The following is a 17,892-nucleotide window of genomic DNA, read 5'->3' as shown; positions in this document are numbered from 1 at the left end:
AAAAGTTGTGGAGCATATCGATTATGTGATATGAATAAAATTACAGAGGATAAAAATGAGGAGCGATAAAATGATCTCACTTAAATCACCGAGAGAAATTGATACGATGGAAAAATCAGGCCAATTGTTGGCAAAGGTACATGAGGCACTGAGGGAATTTATTAAACCTGGTATTACCAGTTGGGAGATAGAAGAGTTCGTCCATAAATTTATTGTGGACCATGGGGGGATTGCAGCACAGATAGGGTTCGAAAACTATGAATATGCTACTTGCTGCAGTATCAATGATGAGATTTGTCACGGATTCCCGCGGAAAAAGCCTTTAAAAGATGGCGACTTGATTAAAGTAGATATGTGTATTGATTTGAATGGTGCGATGTCGGATTCTTGTTGGTCTTATGTGGTGGGGCAATCGACAGATGAGATTGATCACTTGATGGAAGTGACTAAAAAAGCTTTGTATTTAGGAATCGAGCAAGCTCAAGTCGGCAATCGGATTGGGGATATTGGCCACGCGATACAAACTTATGTAGAGGGTGAAAATCTTAGCGTCGTCAGAGATTTTATCGGTCATGGTATTGGACCGACCATTCATGAGGCTCCAGCTGTCCCTCATTATGGCGAAGCGGGCAAAGGTTTACGATTAAAAGAGGGGATGGTCATTACCATCGAGCCCATGGTCAACACAGGTACGTGGAAAATGAAGATGGATAACAATGGCTGGACAGCAAGAACCCAAGATGGCGGGTTGAGTTGCCAATACGAGCATACAATCGCAATTACAAAAGAAGGACCAAGGATTTTAACCCAACAGGAAGGAGAATAACTTTCTGTAGGATGAGAAAGGTAGAAAGACTATGTTAGGGCGGATAAAAAGTAACCAGGATTTTCGGCGCTTGATACAAACGGTCCGTGAACGGATCACAGATGCTGAAATAGGTATTTCATCCTCAGCGATTGCTTATTACTTACTATTGTCAATTTTTCCGCTGATTATTGCTATCGGAAATATCCTGCCTTTTTTAAATATTGATATTGAGACCTTACTGAATTATATTGCGATGATTATCCCGGCAGATGTTTTTAAGATGTTGGAGGGGACGATTCGCTCTCTATTGGAAAATTCTTATGGCAGTTTGCTGTCTTTATCTGCCCTAGCGACGTTGTGGGCAGCCAGCAGAAGTATCAATGCCTTGCAGCGCTCTTTAAACAAAGTATACGGTGTTGGGGGAAGCCGTAATATGATTGTGACCCGGATGGTTTCTTTTATCGTCATTTTCCTCTTTTTGTTTGGTGTGGTCTTACTGACGACGCTATTTACGGTTGGACAATCTATTTTTGATGCTTTGATGCCGAATTTTCCTTTTTTAAAAGGTCTGGCAGAAACTTTCTCAGCAGTTAGATGGCCAGCGATATTGTTTGGTATCTTTGCAACGATGTTTGTCATTTACTATTTTTTGCCGAACGCAAAAATTCATGTGCGCTATATTTTGCCGGGCACTTTTTTTACAACGGTTGGCTGGATGGTTTTAACACAGGTTTTTGGGTATTATGCCAAATATTTTGCCGGCAGTTTTTCCAGTTATGGGATTATCGGAAGTTTTATTATCGTTATGTTGTGGTTTAATTTTGCGGCAACCTTAATCATAGCTGGCGGTATTGTCAATGCAGTGACTGAAGAATATTTTTGTGGAACGATTGTCGAGAGAAATTTGTCTTTAGATTATATTCGAGGGAAGTTGAAAGAAAAGACAGAAAAAAATTAATTTTTTGAAAGAATCAACAATAACGTTGGTTCTTTTTTGCTTCAGGAATTATTTGAGATGGGAATATTTTTGTTGAAATCGTTATCTGAAAAGCAGAGAAATCGTGTGTGGTCTGTCTGTGTCTCTGGTTAGTTTAATTATTAGTGTGATTTATGGCATAGAACTTTTAAACTTTTGGTTAATGTGTGCTATGTTATTCTTTAATTTCAAGTGTTGTTATGTTATAGTGTTATGTAAACAAATGAGTGAAAGGCCGATTTTTATGATTCTTTTAAGTATCATCGTTTCCAGTTTATATTTCTTTTTCCTATATAAAGTCTTTAATGAGAAAAAAAAATCAGTGCTTCTTAGCACAGTGTTTCTGAATGCCACAATTTCTCTGGGATTTTATTTGATGTTTATTGGTGATTTAAGTTTTAGTCAGTGGGGCAAGATTTTTTTGGTTCCTGACATTAAAATGCTGATGATTAGTTTGATTACTGGCTTTTTCTTTTTTTCATCGTTATTTATATTTTGTTATTTTAAAGACAAAAACCTTGTATACCATAGACAGAAAAATATCACAGTTGAAAAAAGAACACAAGTGAGCCGCATCATCATGAAAACAGTATCATTGCTCTTTGTTTTCGCAGGTTTTCTTTTCTTTTTCTCTTGTCGATGGGTGATAGATTACTTTGGCGAGGTGGATATCGAGCAAGTTTTATTTACGTTGACTCAATCGGTCACAGAGTCGGGGACTCAACAAATAGAAAGTTTTGTGTTCAATCCTCTATTGACGAGTCTGATTATCAGTTTTTCCATATGGCTTTGTCTTAACTTTTTTATTGAATTTACGTTCCCTTTCACAGAAAAATTAAAAATAGAGAAGTTTGGTTTTTGGAAGTATCTCTCACTTTCTTTGTCAGCTTTGCTGCTTATTGTAAATCTATATTCTGGACTGTCCTTCTTTGGTATTGATGATGTGAAAGCAGCTTTATTTGTTCAAGGGAAAATTTATGAAAGTTTTTATGTTCCAGGTGAAGATGTCCCTATTGAGCTTCCGGAAAACAAACGCAATCTGATTTATATTTTTGCAGAATCGATGGAAACGACTTATGTTTCAAAAGAGTTAGGGGGGGCAATGGACGAGAACCTGTTGCCAAATTTATCCGCACTGGCTCAAGAAAACATCAGCTTTTCAAATACGAACCTACTAGGCGGGGCGCTTTCAGCTCCTGGAACTGGCTTTACTGTAGCTGCGATGACGGCACAAACTTCGGGAACACCAATGAGGGCTAGCGCTGAAAAGAATCAATCATGGTCAGCTGGGGGGGATCTAGGCAATGCCTATGGGCAGGAAGTCAATGATTTCTTGCCAGGGGTATACTCTCTTGGCGAAATATTGGATGAACATGGCTATCAGCAAGAACTGCTGATCGGCTCGTCTGCCTCTTTTGGCGGCAGAGATAAATATTTTCAGCAACATGGAAATTATACTATTTCAGACTATCAAACAGCCCTTGATGAAGGCTGGATCCCTGAAGGTTATAAAATTTGGTGGGGTTACGAGGATGAGAAATTATTCCAGTTTGCTAAATCCAGATTAGATGAGTTGTCTAGCTCAGGTGAACCTTTTAATTTTACTTTGCTGACAGCTGACACTCATTTTGAAGATGGGTTGATGACAGAGAACACACCCGTCGTTTTTGATGATCAATATTCGAATGTCATTCATTGGTCAGACCAGATGATTTATGATTTCGTTGAATATGTGAAAACACAACCATATTATGAAAATACGACAATCATTATTTGTGGGGACCATTTGAGTATGGATCAGGATTTCTTTGAGAATATATCTAAGGACTATGACAGAACTGTTTTCAACGTCATTATTAATAGCCCTGTCTCTCCCCAAAAAACCAATCATCGCCTGTTTTCAACCATGGACTTCTTCCCAACCACCCTTGCCGCACTAGGTGCCAATATTGAAGGGGAACGTTTAGGACTGGGGACGAATTTATTTTCGGAAAAAGAAACGTTGATGGAAGAGCTAGGTTACGAAACCTTTTATCAAGAATTACAAAAAAAATCTGAATATTATACTAACGTCATTTTAAATGGTCATTCACCAGAGACATTCAGTTCAAGTGAATAAATAACTTCTAAGAGACTTGCGTTCGTTGCGGGTCTCTTTTTTAGTTTAAACTCTGTAACTTGTTGGGTTGATGAAATCGGGGAAAAATAAAACACAAGGAGAAATCATCAGAAGTGATTTACCCTTGTGTCTTATTTATTATGTTCACTTTTTTTTTTGCGTTGTTTTTCCCGATAAGACTTATTGCCGAGATATTTTAAAATCTTTATCAAAGGTTGCCTTTCGGGTCCAACAAGTCCGATGAGTTCAACGAAAAGTTCAAGGCAGACGGCTAAAAAAAATGCCAGAAGCACAGCACCTAAGGCATTAGCATAAGAAAATATAATGCCGGTGAGAGAGAAGACAGCAGCAAGACCATAAATGGTAATGACAGCTCCTCTGTGACTGAAACCAAGATCAATCAGCCGGTGGTGCAGATGCATTTTGTCAGCTTCAGAAATAGGTTTGTTGTTGGCAATTCGCCGAATAATTGCATAAATAGTATCGGCAATCGGGACGCCTAAAATAATGACAGGAGTAATCAAGGATATCAAGGTAATGTTTTTCAGTCCTTGTAAAGAAATGACTGAAATCATAAAACCTAGAAATAATGCTCCGGTATCGCCTAAAAATATCTTGGCAGGCTGAAAGTTATATGGGAAAAACCCAACAATACTTGCAATAAGTGCAAAAATCGTAATCGTGATATAGAAGCTGGAACTATGAATGAAAAAATAAGCAATAATCCCCATGGTTGATAAAGAAATGATCGAAACGCCTGAAGCTAAACCGTCTAATCCATCAATCAGATTAATCGCATTTGTAATGGCTGTAATCCAAATAATAGTCATGGGAAAACTCAGCCAACCCAAAGAGATATTTCCAATAAATGGAAGCGAGAATGAGGACATTTTAATATCTGCAAAAAAATAAACAATACAGGCTGCGGCAATGATTCCTACTAATTTTGCTTTTGGAGACAATTCAGAAACATCATCAATGATACCTGTAAGGACAATAATCCCAGCTCCGATGATTATCGGTAAAATATAGGAAAAAGGGATAAAGTCATAAAAGATAATCATCGTTGAGATGGCAAAAGAAAGAAAGATCGCTAAGCCGCCCATAGTAGGCATGACAGTCGTATTTATCCTACGTTCTCCGGGTTTATCAACAGCGCCGATCGCAAACGCAAATTTACGAACTAACGGTGTAATACAAAGGGATACCAAAATCGTCAATAGTAATTTTAAGATAATTTTAATCATTGGAGTCATTTAGAACAACTCGCTTTCCAGGTGATAGTCTTAATCATTATACAAATAGAAACGCCAAAACACAAATGTTTTTTTGATTTCCCATAAGTAATAAGGGTTTAAAAAAAGATATAGGGAAATACTACGCTGTGTATACTAGTTTTTTTATATCTTTTGTAGTAAAATAAGGTAAACTTTTCAAGGCCGAATGAAGAATGGAAGGACTTTAAACATTGAATTCAAGAAAAATAAACGATAGAAAAATGAATCATCATCGCAATCGCACACGAAGCGAAAGACATTTGAAGCCAAAGAAAAAAAGCTTATTAAGGCGAGGAATACAGTTTTTTACTATTTTGATACTTCTTGGAGCTTTAGCAGGTATTGCTTATGGCGGGAAGTTGTATTTTGATGCAGAAAACCTTATGGATAAAGCATATAAACCAAGGAAAAACGCTGTTGATATGAATGAAACCATTGTGGCAGACGCCGATCCGTTTTCAATACTTGTTATGGGCATAGATGATAATGAAGAAAGACAGCTAGGAACGGCCAGGACGGATACTCTTCTATTAGTCACAGTAAATCCTAAAACCGAGGTAGTCAATACGCTTAGTATTCCTCGGGATACGTTTACATACCTTGAAACAGAAAATTTTACGGGTTATTCGAAAATTAATGCGGCGTACACTTATAATCAAGAAGACGGTGCAATAGATGCTGTTGAAAATTTACTGTCTATTCCGATTAATTTTTATGCAACCCTTGATTTTCAAGCGTTCGAAAAGATTGTGGATGCTCTTGGTGGGGTGGAAGTGGATGTCCCCGTTGCAATCAGTGAAGCGAATGCTGACGTAACCAAGATGATTGAATTAGAGCCGGGCTTGCAAACTTTGAATGGAGAAGAAGCTCTGGCTTTTGCACGAACAAGAAAAATAGACAATGATATCAAACGAGGGGAACGTCAGCAACTGGTTATTCAGGCAGTTATTAAGAAAGCTTTAAGTTTAGGCTCGATTGCAAGTTATCCTGATGTGATTAATTCTCTGAGCGATCATCTTTGGACAGATATGAACAGTTCAACGATGATGACATTGGCAAAATCCAGTTTGTCAAAAAATTATGAATTTAACAGTTTTGTTTTTTCTTGGATGAGCTTTAATTATTCTTATACAGGAGAAAGCATGGTTGGAATTTATCAGGATAGTCTGGAATATATTTCCCATAAGTTAAAAGTATCTCTTGGGCTAGAGGCTGAGGATGAAAGAGATGCTCCTGGTTATGAGTTTCAGTCTGATGAAGTCACGGTCAGCGACAAAACATATCCTTTGTATGAAGATGGTGTTCAGTCTGATGACTTTGTCAATGAACAAGTTTATGATCCTGTTTATTGGTAAATATGATACAATTATGAGGATAGTGAGCTGAAATATAGTTTTTTTATATTGAATGCGAATTATTCTCTTGTTTTGTTTTTTTTGCTAAACATTTCAAGTACTAATTGATAATGGATGATTGAAAGGAAAGAGTAAGTGAAACGTAATAAATTTAAAAAAGTAGGGGTATTTTTTTTGGTATCTTCACTATTTCTGAGTCCAATGGTATGTGCGGATGAAATTTCTAGTGATAGTCAGAACGAGATTGAAGAATCGGTTTCGGAAACGGAGGAAATAAGCGACAATCCAAATTTAGAAGCAGTGAATGAAATCACGATTACGAAAATGGAATCTGCCAGAGTGCAGTTGGAGTTTTTAGGAAACGAGCATAACTTGTACGATAATCCAGGCAGTTTACGTGAAGCCAATGAACTTTTGATTGGCAGTGCTCATAAAGGTACTGTGGTCACAGGTGAGGCGTTGTACACGACTTCAGACGGTGAACAACACTACAATTTTCAACTAGGGGATCGTTACTACTGGGCCAACAGCAAGGCGTTTCAACAGGCGATTACGATTACGAAAATGGAATCTGCCAGAGTGCGGTTGGAATTTTTAGGAAACGAGCATAACTTGTACGATAATCCAGGCAGTTTACGTGAAGCCAATGAACTTTTGATTGGCAGTGCTCATAAAGGTACTGTGGTCACAGGTGAGGCGTTGTACACGACTTCAGACGGTGAACAACACTACAATTTTCAACTAGGGGATCGTTACTACTGGGCCAACAGCAAGGCGTTTCAACAGGCGATTACGATTACGAAAATGGAATCTGCCAGAGTGCGGTTGGAATTTTTAGGAAACGAGCATAACTTGTACGATAATCCAGGCAGTTTACGTGAAGCCAATGAACTTTTGATTGGCAGTGCTTATAAAGGTACCGTGGTCACAGGTGAAGCGTTGTACACGACTTCAGACGGTGAACAACACTATAATTTTCAACTAGGGGATCGTTACTACTGGGCCAACAGCAAGGCGTTTCAACAGTCGATCACGATTACGAAAATGGAATCTGCCAGAGTGCGGTTGGAATTTTTAGGAAACGAGCATAACTTGTACGATAATCCAGGCAGTTTACGTGAAGCCAATGAACTTTTGATTGGCAGTGCTTATAAAGGTACCGTGGTCACAGGTGAAGCGTTGTACACGACTTCAGACGGTGAACAACACTATAATTTTCAACTAGGGGATCGTTACTACTGGGCCAACAGCAAGGCGTTTCAACAGTCGATCACGATTACGAAAATGGAATCTGCCAGAGTGCGGTTGGAATTTTTAGGAAACGAGCATAACTTGTACGATAATCCAGGCAGTTTACGTGAAGCCAATGAACTTTTGATTGGCAGTGCTTATAAAGGTACTGTGGTCACAGGCGAGGCGTTGTACACGACTTCAGACGGTGAACAACACTATAATTTTCAACTAGGGGATCGTTACTACTGGGCCAACAGCAAGGCGTTTCAACAGGCGATCACGATTACGAAAATGGAATCTGCCAGAGTGTGGTTGGAATTTTTAGGAAACGAGTATAACTTGTACGATAATCCAGGCAGTTTACGTGAAGCCAATGAACTTTTGATTGGCAGTGCTTATAAAGGTACTGTGGTCACAGGCGAGGCGTTGTACACGACTTCAGACGGTGAACAACACTATAATTTTCAACTAGGGGATCGTTACTACTGGGCCAACAGCAAGGCGTTTCAACAGGCGATCACGATTACGAAAATGGAGCCGGCCAGAGTGCAGTTGGAGTTTTTAGGAAACGAGCATAACTTGTACGATAACCCAGGCAGTTTGCATGAAGCCAATGAACTTTTGATTGGCAGTGCTCATAAAGGTACCGTGGTCACAGGTGAGGCGTTGTACACGACCTCAGACGGCGAACAACATTATAATTTTAAATTTGGTGACCGGTATTACTGGATGAACAGTAAAGGTTTGGAAAAAGTAATTACAATAACTAAACAAGAGTCTGTCAGCACGGAATTGCAGATAGTTAATGGAAATTATGATATGTATAATACGCCGCAAAACCTTAAAAACGCAATGAAATTAGAAGCATCTTCTGCTCATCTGCAAGATAGAATAAGGGGGACTGCCCTTTATACACTTTCTGATGGTAGCAGGCATTACAACTTTCAGCTGGGCAGTCGTTATTATTGGATCAATGAAAAAGGTGTGACGAAATCGACTTATAGCAGACCTTCGGCTAAAGCTGATTTTATAGATGTCTCTAATCACCAGGGAGACTTAAGCCAAAGCTTTTATAATGGGTTGAGTTCTCAAGGAATCCAAGGAGTAGTTTTAAAAGTTAGTGAAGGAACAGGCTTCTTTGATAAGTATGCCAAGAACAACTATCAACGGGCACGAAATGCGGGTCTGGTGACAGGAGCGTATCATTTTGCGCGTTATCATTCAGCTAATGGTGCTATTGCCGAAGCCAATTATTTTGATTCCAAATTAAAGGCGATTAATTTTGACAAAGGAAGCAATGGCTATGTTGTTCTTGATATTGAGCATGGAATTGCAGCAAATGCTGCAAATCAAACTGCTATGGCCAATGCATTCATAAATCGACTTAGACAGCTAGGTTACAAGAATGTTGATATGTATGTGGGAGATTATTATTTGAAGAGTAATTTGCATGCGAGTGCTCTTGCTGTGAGTAACCCTTGGATTGCAGGTTATCCAGGAACAGCGGATCAATCAGTTTCTTCTATTACGCATACTGGGGGAATGGGTGCATGGCAATTTACTGACAGATATCCAGTAGGTAGTTACCGGTTGGATGCCAGTGTCGATTATAGTGGGAAATATACGGGAGTTAGTTCAGGGAGTTATTTGTCTGGTGTAAAAATGAATGATTTTAAAATGATTCAAAAAGACGGACCGATTTTTTCTCGTCCGGGAGCATTTGCCCATAACAAAGTGGTTGGAAATTTAAGTACATACATAAATAGAAATGTTCAGGTGGTTTCCAAGGTCGTGACAAGTGATGGCGTTTATTATGAATTGGTGCACGGGAACGGCTCGATTGGTTATGTAAAGGAGAGCAATCTTTAAAATATCATGCGATAGCTGGTGGTTCGATTCAAATGATCGTCAGCTATCAATGTTATTGATTTTATGATATGATGTTAGTTGATTTTTAGTAACTGAGTGGAGATTAGGTATGAAAATATTGATAGTGAGTCAGAGCTTTTATCCTGACAATTTTAAAATAAATGAATTGATAAAGGAGTTTGCTGAGAATGGCAACGAAGTAACAGTTCTCAGCGGCTTAGGTGATTATACGACTGGGAAAGTCCATGAAAATTATCGTTTTTTTAAAAATAGGACAGAGGTTTATAATGGGTGTACTATTAAAAGAGTCAGAACTTTTTCTAGAAGAAAAGGACCATTTTTTCGTTCCCTCAATTACTTGTCGTTCGCTTTTTTTGGCTCTTTATGGAGTTGGTTTACAAAACAAACATTTGACATAGTATATGTTTATCAACCTTCACCTGCGACGATGATTTTCCCTGGGATTATCGCTGCTAAACGCAGTAAGGTACCTTTATTGGTCTATTGCTTAGATATATGGCCAGAAGCATTAAAAGCGATGAGCATAAAAGAAGAAAGTATTGTTTTCAAGATTGTGCACAGGATGAGTCGATATATGTATAATCAAGCTGATCATATTTTAGTGAGCTCGCACTCGTTTATGGAATATCTTCATCAATATAATCAAGTGCCTTATGATAAAATGGACTATCTCCCCCAACATGCTGATGTAAACACTCGCCAGAAGGTGAATGAGGTAGAAATGGAAATCCCAACGGCAGAGGTCAACTTTGTTTACACAGGTAATATTGGGTACGTTCAGGATGTTGAAACGATTATCCGTGCAGTGAATGAAATAAAATTAGATAAATCCTTTCTTTTTCATATCGTAGGGGGCGGTTCTAATTTCGAAAATTGCGTTAAACTTTCAAAGGAATTAGCCGTTGAAGATTATATTGTGTTCTATGGCAATCAACCGGTGGATAGGATGCCGTTTTTTAATGACCTTGCCGATGCTTTTTTGCTAACGTTAAAATTTGAGAATAAAATTGGATTGACTATTCCTGCAAAGCTGCAGGGTTACATGGCAGCGGGGAAACCTATTATTGCTGCAATTGATGGAGATGCTAAAACAATTATTGAGGAAGCCCAATGTGGCCTGTGTGTTTCTTCCTCGGATGCAGTATCTTTGGCTAGAGCTGTTGAAAAATTCGTTTATCTATCGAAGGAGGAAAAAGAGGCATTGGGCAATAATTCTTTAGATTATTTTAAAGAACATTTCAACAAGGAGAAATTTGTAAAAGTGACCTTAGATAAGATAACAGAAATGGTAAATAAAGATGAGGAAGGGGTTTGAGAATGACTGAAACTATGTTTAAAGATAAAATATTAATGATCACTGGAGGAACGGGTTCTTTTGGTAATGCTGTCATGGAACGGTTCCTAGACACAGAAATCAAAGAAATTCGTATTTTTTCTAGAGATGAAAAAAAACAAGACGATATGCGTAAACAATATAAAAATGATAAAATCAAATTTCACATTGGAGATGTGCGAGACCCACAGAGCATTCGAAATGCTATTCATGGCGTAGATTATGTCTTTCATGCAGCAGCACTAAAGCAAGTTCCTTCGTGTGAGTTTTTCCCATTAGAGGCTGTAAAGACGAACGTCTTAGGGACAGAAAATGTTTTACAGGCGGCAATTGATGAGGGAGTTAAAAAAGCTATCTGTTTATCTACGGATAAGGCGGCCTATCCTATCAATGCCATGGGGATTTCAAAAGCGATGATGGAAAAAGTTTTCGTAGCAAAATCACGCACAGTGCCAGAAGATAAAACATTGATTTGCGGCACAAGATATGGCAATGTGATGGCTTCCAGAGGATCTGTGATTCCATTATTTATAGAACAAATCAAAAACAATCAGTCATTGACTGTGACTAACCCGGAGATGACAAGGTATCTAATGAGTCTGGAAGAAGCAGTTGAACTGGTTATTTTTGCATTTAAAAATGCAAAATCTGGCGACATTATGGTACAAAAGTCTCCAGCTTCGACGATTGAAGATCTGGCGCAAGCGGTTAAAGAATTATTTGATTATAAAAAAGAGGTAAAGATTATTGGTACTCGCCATGGAGAAAAACTTTATGAAACGTTATTGACGAAAGAGGAGTACTCCAAAGCAGAAGATGCCGGCAATTTTTATCGTATTCCTGCCGATAATAGAGATTTGAACTATGATAAGTATTTTGGAAACGGCTTAGAAAAATTAAGCGGTGAAGAGGAATATAACTCTCACAATACGACGAGGCTTTCTGTAGAGGAAGTAAAAGAAAAGCTATTGACCCTAGACTATGTAAGAAGTGAATTAGAGAGTTGGAAAAGCTAATGAATATTTTGATAACGGGAGCAAAAGGGTTCATTGGGAGAAATCTGGCTAGTGAATTGAACAACAGAGGCTATCATCAATTGTTTTTGGTGGACAAGGATACATCCATGGGTGAACTTGAAATTTTTTGTCAAAAAGCAGATTTTGTATTTCATCTGGCGGGAGTGAATCGACCTAAACAAGAGACAGATTTTCAAGCAGGGAACACTGGATTTACACATACTTTATTGAGCATGCTGGAAAAAAATGAGAACAAGGCACCGATTATGATCTCATCTTCTACTCAGGCTGATTTAGACAATCCATATGGCAAAAGTAAGAGTGAGAGCGAAAATCTCATCCGGGAGTATGGTGAAAAAAATGATGTGCAAACCTTTATTTACAGATTCCCTAATGTGTTTGGTAAATGGAGTCGTCCAAATTACAATAGTGCGATTGCCACATTTTGTTACAATATTGCGCATGAACTTGAAATCACGGTGAATGATCCCAAAGTAGTGCTGACCTTAGTCTATATAGATGATTTGGTGAATGAGTTGCTTGGGGTGCTAGAAGGAAAAGAATCACGGGAAGGTGATTTTTGCTTTGTTCCAGTTGTTTATAAGCAAACCCTAGGATGGATTGCGGAGACGATACAATCTTTTAAGGAAAGCAGAAATAATTTACAAGTGCCAGATATGGGAAATGAATTGACAAAAAAATTATACAGTACTTACTTGAGTTTTCTTCCTGAAGCAGATTTTTCTTATGAGTTGAAAATGAATGTAGACGAACGAGGTTCTTTTACTGAGTTTCTACGTACTGCAAATGCAGGCCAAGTTTCTGTCAATATCTCGAAGCCGGGAATTGTGAAAGGAAATCACTGGCACCATACAAAAAATGAAAAGTTTCTTGTAGTTAAAGGCAATGGGGTCATTCGTTTCAGGCAACTGGATTCAGATGAAATTATCAGTTATTTTGTGAGTGACGATAAATTAGAAGTAGTGGATATCCCTGTGGGCTACACGCATAATATAGAAAATTTGGGGAGCGAAGACATGGTAACTGTGATGTGGGTCAATGAACCTTTTGACCCTAGTAAGCCAGACACGTTCTTTTTGGAGGTTTAGTGTGAAAAAATTAAAAGTGATGACAGTCGTAGGAACCAGACCTGAAATTATTCGCCTCGCTGCTGTGATTGATAAATTGGAAAAAAGCGAGGCGATTGATCATATTATTGTCCACACAGGGCAAAACTATGATTATGAGTTAAATGAAGTTTTTTTCAAGGATTTTAATTTACGGAAACCAGATTATTTCTTGGATTCAGCCGTAGGTTCAGCCATCGAAACCATTGGTAATATTTTAATCAATATTGAAAAAGTTTTAGAGAAAGAACATCCGGACGCGTTACTAGTCCTTGGTGATACTAACAGCTGTTTGAGTGCTATTGCGGCCAAAAGACGAAAAATACCGATTTTCCATATGGAAGCTGGCAATCGCTGTTTCGATCAGCGTGTGCCAGAAGAAACCAATAGAAAAATTGTGGACCATACGGCAGATATTAATTTAACGTATAGCGATATTGCAAGAGAGTATTTGTTGAGAGAAGGTCTGCCAGCAGATAGAGTGATTAAGACTGGAAGTCCGATGTATGAGGTGCTGCTGTCTAAAAGAGAAGAAATTAAAAATTCTGACATTCTAGAAAAGCTGCAATTGAAAAAAGATAACTACTTCGTCGTTTCTGCACACCGGGAAGAGAATATCAATTCTGAAAAAAATTTCTTCAATTTAGTGAGCAGTTTAAACAAGGTGGCACAAGAATATGAGTTGCCTATCCTTGTCAGCACTCATCCGAGAACCAGAAAGATGATTGAAGAAAAGAAAATCACGTTGAATCCTCTGATTATTCTATCTAAGCCTTTAGGATTTATTGACTACAATCACTTGCAAATCAATGCTAAGGCAGTTTTGAGCGATAGCGGGACAATCAGCGAGGAATCTTCTATTCTTGGTTTTAAAGCTTTAAATATACGAGAAGCTCATGAAAGACCTGAGGCTATGGAGGAAGCTAGTGTGATGATGGTGGGCCTAAGTGAGGAAAGAATCATGCAAGGGCTGATGGTGTTGGCCACTCAGGAAAAAGAGACATTGCGTCAAGTGGCAGATTATTCCATGCCTAATGTTTCCGAGAAGGTTCTGCGGATTATTTTATCTTATACAGATTATGTCAATCAAGTAGTATGGAGAAAATAGATAATGAAATATTTAGTTTATAATGTCGCGGCTGATGGAGGGGGCGCTTTGTCAGTCCTTCAAATGTACTATGAAAAATATTCTAATGATGCAGAAAATGAATATGTTTTTTTAATAAGTACTCCTGAGTTGAAAACAACAGAAAATATTACAGTTATTAATAAAAAATGGGTCAAAAAAAGTTGGTTGCATCGTTTATTTTTTGAATATATTTGTGTAAAGAAAATCATTAGAGAACATGGCATTGACGAAGTCATATCATTACAAAATATTTTACTCCCAAATGTTAATCAGACTCAAACTCTTTTGGTGCAAAACGCCATGCCGTTCACCACAGTCAAGTTTTCGATACTTCATGATACGAAATTATGGATTTATAAACATTTGATTTCAAAAAAAATTATCAAGTCAATACATCAGGCAGATGAGGTGATTGTTCAGACTGAGTGGATGGCTGATGAAATAAAAAAAATAAAAAAAAATAATCACACAGTCAAAGTTGAAAAACCATACTATGAAATAAAAATTCCTGAGTCATCAGCTAAAGAAATAATTAATGGGTGTGTTTTCTTTTATCCTGCTAGTGGGGAAAGCTATAAAAATCATCAAGTCATAGTTGAAGCAGCAAGGGGTCTTGTGGCACAAGGTAGTCAATTTAAAGTGATTTTTACACTAAAAGGAAATGAAAATTCTTTTGTGGAGAGATTATTCAATGAAGCCCAAAAGTATCGTTTGCCTATCCAATTTGCTGATAAAATGAGCCGGGAACAAGTATTTGGTTATTACAGTAAAACAATCTTGATTTTCCCCTCATTATTAGAAACAGTTGGGTTACCGTTGATGGAGGCAAGAGAAGTAGGGACTTCGATTATTGCTGCAGATTTGCCGTATGCTAGGGAAGTGTTGACTGGATATGAGACAAAGACATTTTTTGTTGATCCTTTTGATAGCGAAGACCTTCAAAAAACGATGAATCAACTAATATTAAATAAGAAGTCGGGGTAGATAAATTTGGATTTACCCAAAACATATAAAAAAGGGTTGTTTGTCAAATGGTGTTGAAGGACTAAAAACTGAATAGAAAGCAACTCATCGTTGGGGATTTTTGGCTGTTCGAGATTTAGTTTTGATGGACCTAAGATCACCGAAAACATGAAGTTAATCGATAGGGAATAATTTCTCTGTCGATTTTTTTATGCTTGTTGAAAACCAGTCCTTTTATGATGTGAATTCGGTCTCTTAGGTTATAAAAGTTACGGTAACCATAGGAACCCCGCTTTACTAGTTTGATTTTGTTAATAATCCTTTCTGTTACACCGTTAGAATAAGGAAGATGGAAGGCTTTCTCTATACCTTGCTGATGTTTCTTCAAAGTATAGAGTTTCTTTCTAAACCATAACGACAAGCTTTTACTAATCCTTTTATTTGTTGATAGAAGTCCTTAGCATTTTTTCTCTTGTGATAATAATGTAAGTACTGAACTACTTCGTAAGCTATTTTCAAGTGGGAATCATAGCTTAATAATTCATCTATAATATCATGAGAATGCAGTTCTCTTATAGACAATTTATGATAATGATAGTGCTCCGTGTCAACTGTATCAGAGTTCTTGAGAAGCAGTTTCCAGTAGCATTTTAATCGACGATATTGGCGTCACCTGTTCGAAATTAATTCATCACTGTCATTCTTAATTGATTAAAAGAATGCGTAATATGTTGGACGATATCAAACCTATCCGTGACAATAACTGCACATAGGTCAACGTATGTTTGAATACGGGAAGTTGTGTTGTCACTAATTTTGTTCCGTTCTTGGCGATTTGTCCGTGATTGATTTCTCCACACTTCTCACATTAGTCAAAAGCAAAACACGGTATGAAGTAATTTTTAAAATAGAAAAGAAAATGGCTAAATCGGCGAATTATTTTGGAACACATTATTGAATTCATTGAAGATTGGATGAACCATTATCCAAGAAAGATTTCAGTTTGGGAAACACTTTTGGCTATGCTAACTGAAGAACTTTGGAAGATAGAATGCTTGATAAATTTAGCAATTTGACACTGTACTTTCCCCAAGGAGACTTTTCGTTTGGAAAGACGGTTTGAATAAGTTGACCGTAACTAGGATTCATGTCCATCGTTAGATATTTAATCTTCAGACGGACTTTTCGAGGGTAGCGCATGAAATATTGAACCAATATAAAAAGGCAGAAGTCTTCTAATATCTGAAAAAATAATTGGTTTTTCCATCCACACAAATAGAAATCGTGACTCCATCTCAGGTTTTAGTGAACTTTGGACAACTAAAGTTGCACCACAACTGTGACATAGAAAATGGGAATATTTGAACCCTCCATTGGGAAGTCTGACGATTGCAAGACTGTCCTTAATCAAACGAACTCTTTTGGCTCAGTATCAAATCACAATTATTAATCCAAACGAACTTTCAAGAACACCAGCTTAAAAAATAGTAGCTAACTTGTATTTGATATTTAGAAACAATTAAGTTTTTCGCAACAATAGAAGAAAAATATAAATTCATGTATAATGTAAACTGAGCATTTAAAAAGTGACGCTACCGATTAGGATATGTTTTTTCTGAATATCTCAATAGTGCTTCTTGTTTAACAAAAGGTATGTTGGAACACAGCTTGATGAGACAGTACAAATTGTTGTAGAAAGTATCATCAGTTTTTTGGAGTATTTTTATTTTGAGATTAGTGATGACTGCTGTCGCTTTAGCCGCTTTTTTATTTTTTATATTTCAGACCGGGAAAAACAATGTAGTATATTGGCTGCAGGCGATCTATATCTTGGCTGCTGCAATTGATATATCTTGGCTATTTATGGGATTGGAAGACTTTAAAAAAACAGTTATCCGGAATATGGCGGTAAAATTAGTAAGTGTCGCTTTAATTTTTGCGATAGTTCGGTCAAAAGAAGATTTGGGCTTGTATGTGTTGATTTTAGCTCTATCACAATTCTTTGTACAGCTTACCATGTGGCCTTATCTGAAAAAAATAGTCAATAAAATCAGCCAGACTAAATTAAACTTAGGCAGCCATATTTTGCCCTCATTACAACTTTTTATCCCACAAGTTGCAATACAAGTTTATGTGATTTTAAACAAAACAATGTTGGGTTACTTTGCCGATTATAGCGAAGTCGGTTTTTTTGATAGCGCAGATAAATTGGTAAGAATTATTTTATCTGTTGTTACAGCCCTCGGGGTGGTAATGCTACCACGAATATCCCATACTTTTTCAAAGGGAAATTTAAAACAGGTGAATGAATATGTATACAAATCATTTAATTTTGTGAGCAATCTATCAGCACCGCTATGTTTTGGATTGGCTGCCATAGCCAAGACATTTACTCCCATTTATTTTGGTCCCAGCTTTGAAAAAACTGGAACAATCATTATGATTATTAGTCCTGTGATTATTTTTATTGCGTGGAGTAACGTCTTAGGGCAGCAATATCTTTTGCCCACCGGGGAAAATACAGAATACACTTTATCAGTAGTTTGTGGCGCTATAATCAATTTTATTGTGAATTTACTATTAGTGAGAAACTTCACCTCTATCGGCGTTTCTATCGGAACGATTATAGCAGAGTTTTCTGTCACCTCTGTTCAATTTTTTTAAAT

General features: G+C 37.5%; 13 protein-coding genes and 1 pseudogene. 11 read left to right on the top strand and 3 right to left on the bottom strand.

The genetic code is table 11. The features are described from left to right. The first annotated feature begins 70 nt into the window (after window positions 1-70). The 3 genes from map (at window position 71) to CBF29_RS01730 (ending at window position 3,903) form a co-directional block, all read left to right on the top strand. Window positions 71-826, top strand: coding sequence for a type I methionyl aminopeptidase (map, locus tag CBF29_RS01740; protein ID WP_126806658.1), 756 nt, complete (start codon window positions 71-73; stop codon window positions 824-826). Window positions 827-857: 31 nt separating this feature from the next. Next, the gene (locus CBF29_RS01735) at window positions 858-1,766 is read left to right on the top strand and encodes a YihY/virulence factor BrkB family protein (protein ID WP_126806656.1); all 909 of its coding nucleotides are present in this window, start codon (window positions 858-860) and stop codon (window positions 1,764-1,766) included. Window positions 1,767-2,160: 394 nt separating this feature from the next. Beyond that, window positions 2,161-3,903: an LTA synthase family protein gene (locus CBF29_RS01730; RefSeq protein ID WP_170169958.1), complete on the top strand. Its 1,743-nt coding sequence runs from the start codon at window positions 2,161-2,163 to the stop codon at window positions 3,901-3,903. A 131-nt stretch (window positions 3,904-4,034) separates the two neighbouring features. Here the strand turns inward: CBF29_RS01730 and CBF29_RS01725 are convergent, their stop codons facing one another. Next, a complete protein-coding gene (locus CBF29_RS01725; protein WP_126806652.1) occupies window positions 4,035-5,159 on the bottom strand; it encodes a glycosyltransferase family 4 protein in 1,125 nt (374 codons plus the stop codon). 212 nt (window positions 5,160-5,371) lie between these two features. Here CBF29_RS01725 and CBF29_RS01720 point away from each other — a divergent pair, with 212 nt between their 5' ends. From CBF29_RS01720 to CBF29_RS01690, 7 genes are all read left to right on the top strand, one after another. Then, a complete protein-coding gene (locus tag CBF29_RS01720) occupies window positions 5,372-6,535 on the top strand; it encodes an LCP family protein (protein ID WP_126806650.1) in 1,164 nt (387 codons plus the stop codon). Window positions 6,536-6,670: 135 nt separating this feature from the next. Then, window positions 6,671-9,637, top strand: coding sequence for a GH25 family lysozyme (locus tag CBF29_RS01715; RefSeq protein ID WP_126806648.1), 2,967 nt, complete (start codon window positions 6,671-6,673; stop codon window positions 9,635-9,637). Window positions 9,638-9,746: 109 nt separating this feature from the next. Further along, window positions 9,747-10,973: a glycosyltransferase family 4 protein gene (locus CBF29_RS01710; RefSeq protein WP_126806646.1), complete on the top strand. Its 1,227-nt coding sequence runs from the start codon at window positions 9,747-9,749 to the stop codon at window positions 10,971-10,973. A gap of 14 nt (window positions 10,974-10,987) precedes the next feature. Continuing rightward, window positions 10,988-12,007: a polysaccharide biosynthesis protein gene (locus CBF29_RS01705; protein WP_126807081.1), complete on the top strand. Its 1,020-nt coding sequence runs from the start codon at window positions 10,988-10,990 to the stop codon at window positions 12,005-12,007. After that, window positions 12,007-13,116, top strand: coding sequence for a capsular polysaccharide biosynthesis protein CapF (locus CBF29_RS01700; protein WP_126806643.1), 1,110 nt, complete (start codon window positions 12,007-12,009; stop codon window positions 13,114-13,116). Before CBF29_RS01705 ends, CBF29_RS01700 begins: the two co-directional genes overlap by 1 nt. A 1-nt stretch (window position 13,117) precedes the next feature. After that, the gene (gene wecB / locus CBF29_RS01695) at window positions 13,118-14,242 is read left to right on the top strand and encodes a non-hydrolyzing UDP-N-acetylglucosamine 2-epimerase (protein WP_126806641.1); all 1,125 of its coding nucleotides are present in this window, start codon (window positions 13,118-13,120) and stop codon (window positions 14,240-14,242) included. Window positions 14,243-14,245: 3 nt separating this feature from the next. Continuing rightward, window positions 14,246-15,247 (top strand): glycosyltransferase, encoded by a 1,002-nt coding sequence (locus CBF29_RS01690; protein ID WP_126806639.1) that lies wholly within the window; start codon window positions 14,246-14,248, stop codon window positions 15,245-15,247. Between the two features lie 136 nt (window positions 15,248-15,383). Here CBF29_RS01690 and CBF29_RS14205 read toward each other — a convergent pair whose 3' ends face one another. After that, window positions 15,384-15,647 carry a transposase gene (locus tag CBF29_RS14205; protein WP_170169957.1) on the bottom strand — a complete coding sequence of 88 codons (264 nt, stop codon included), beginning with the start codon at window positions 15,645-15,647 and terminating at the stop codon, window positions 15,384-15,386. Between the two features lie 599 nt (window positions 15,648-16,246). Then, on the bottom strand, window positions 16,247-16,441 hold the full coding sequence (locus tag CBF29_RS14200; protein ID WP_425469875.1) for a transposase: 195 nt from the start codon (window positions 16,439-16,441) through the stop codon (window positions 16,247-16,249). 495 nt (window positions 16,442-16,936) lie between these two features. Between CBF29_RS14200 and CBF29_RS14335 the strand changes: the two are divergent. Beyond that, a pseudogene (locus CBF29_RS14335) lies at window positions 16,937-17,890 on the top strand (oligosaccharide flippase family protein); the annotation flags it as partial. Window positions 17,891-17,892: the final 2 nt, after the last annotated feature.

The organism is Vagococcus elongatus (genome assembly GCF_003987645.1).
Classification (GTDB): domain Bacteria; phylum Bacillota; class Bacilli; order Lactobacillales; family Vagococcaceae; genus Vagococcus_A; species Vagococcus_A elongatus.
The sequence above is the reverse complement of the archived record's forward strand: the minus strand, read 5'-3'. Positions and strand labels throughout refer to the sequence as shown.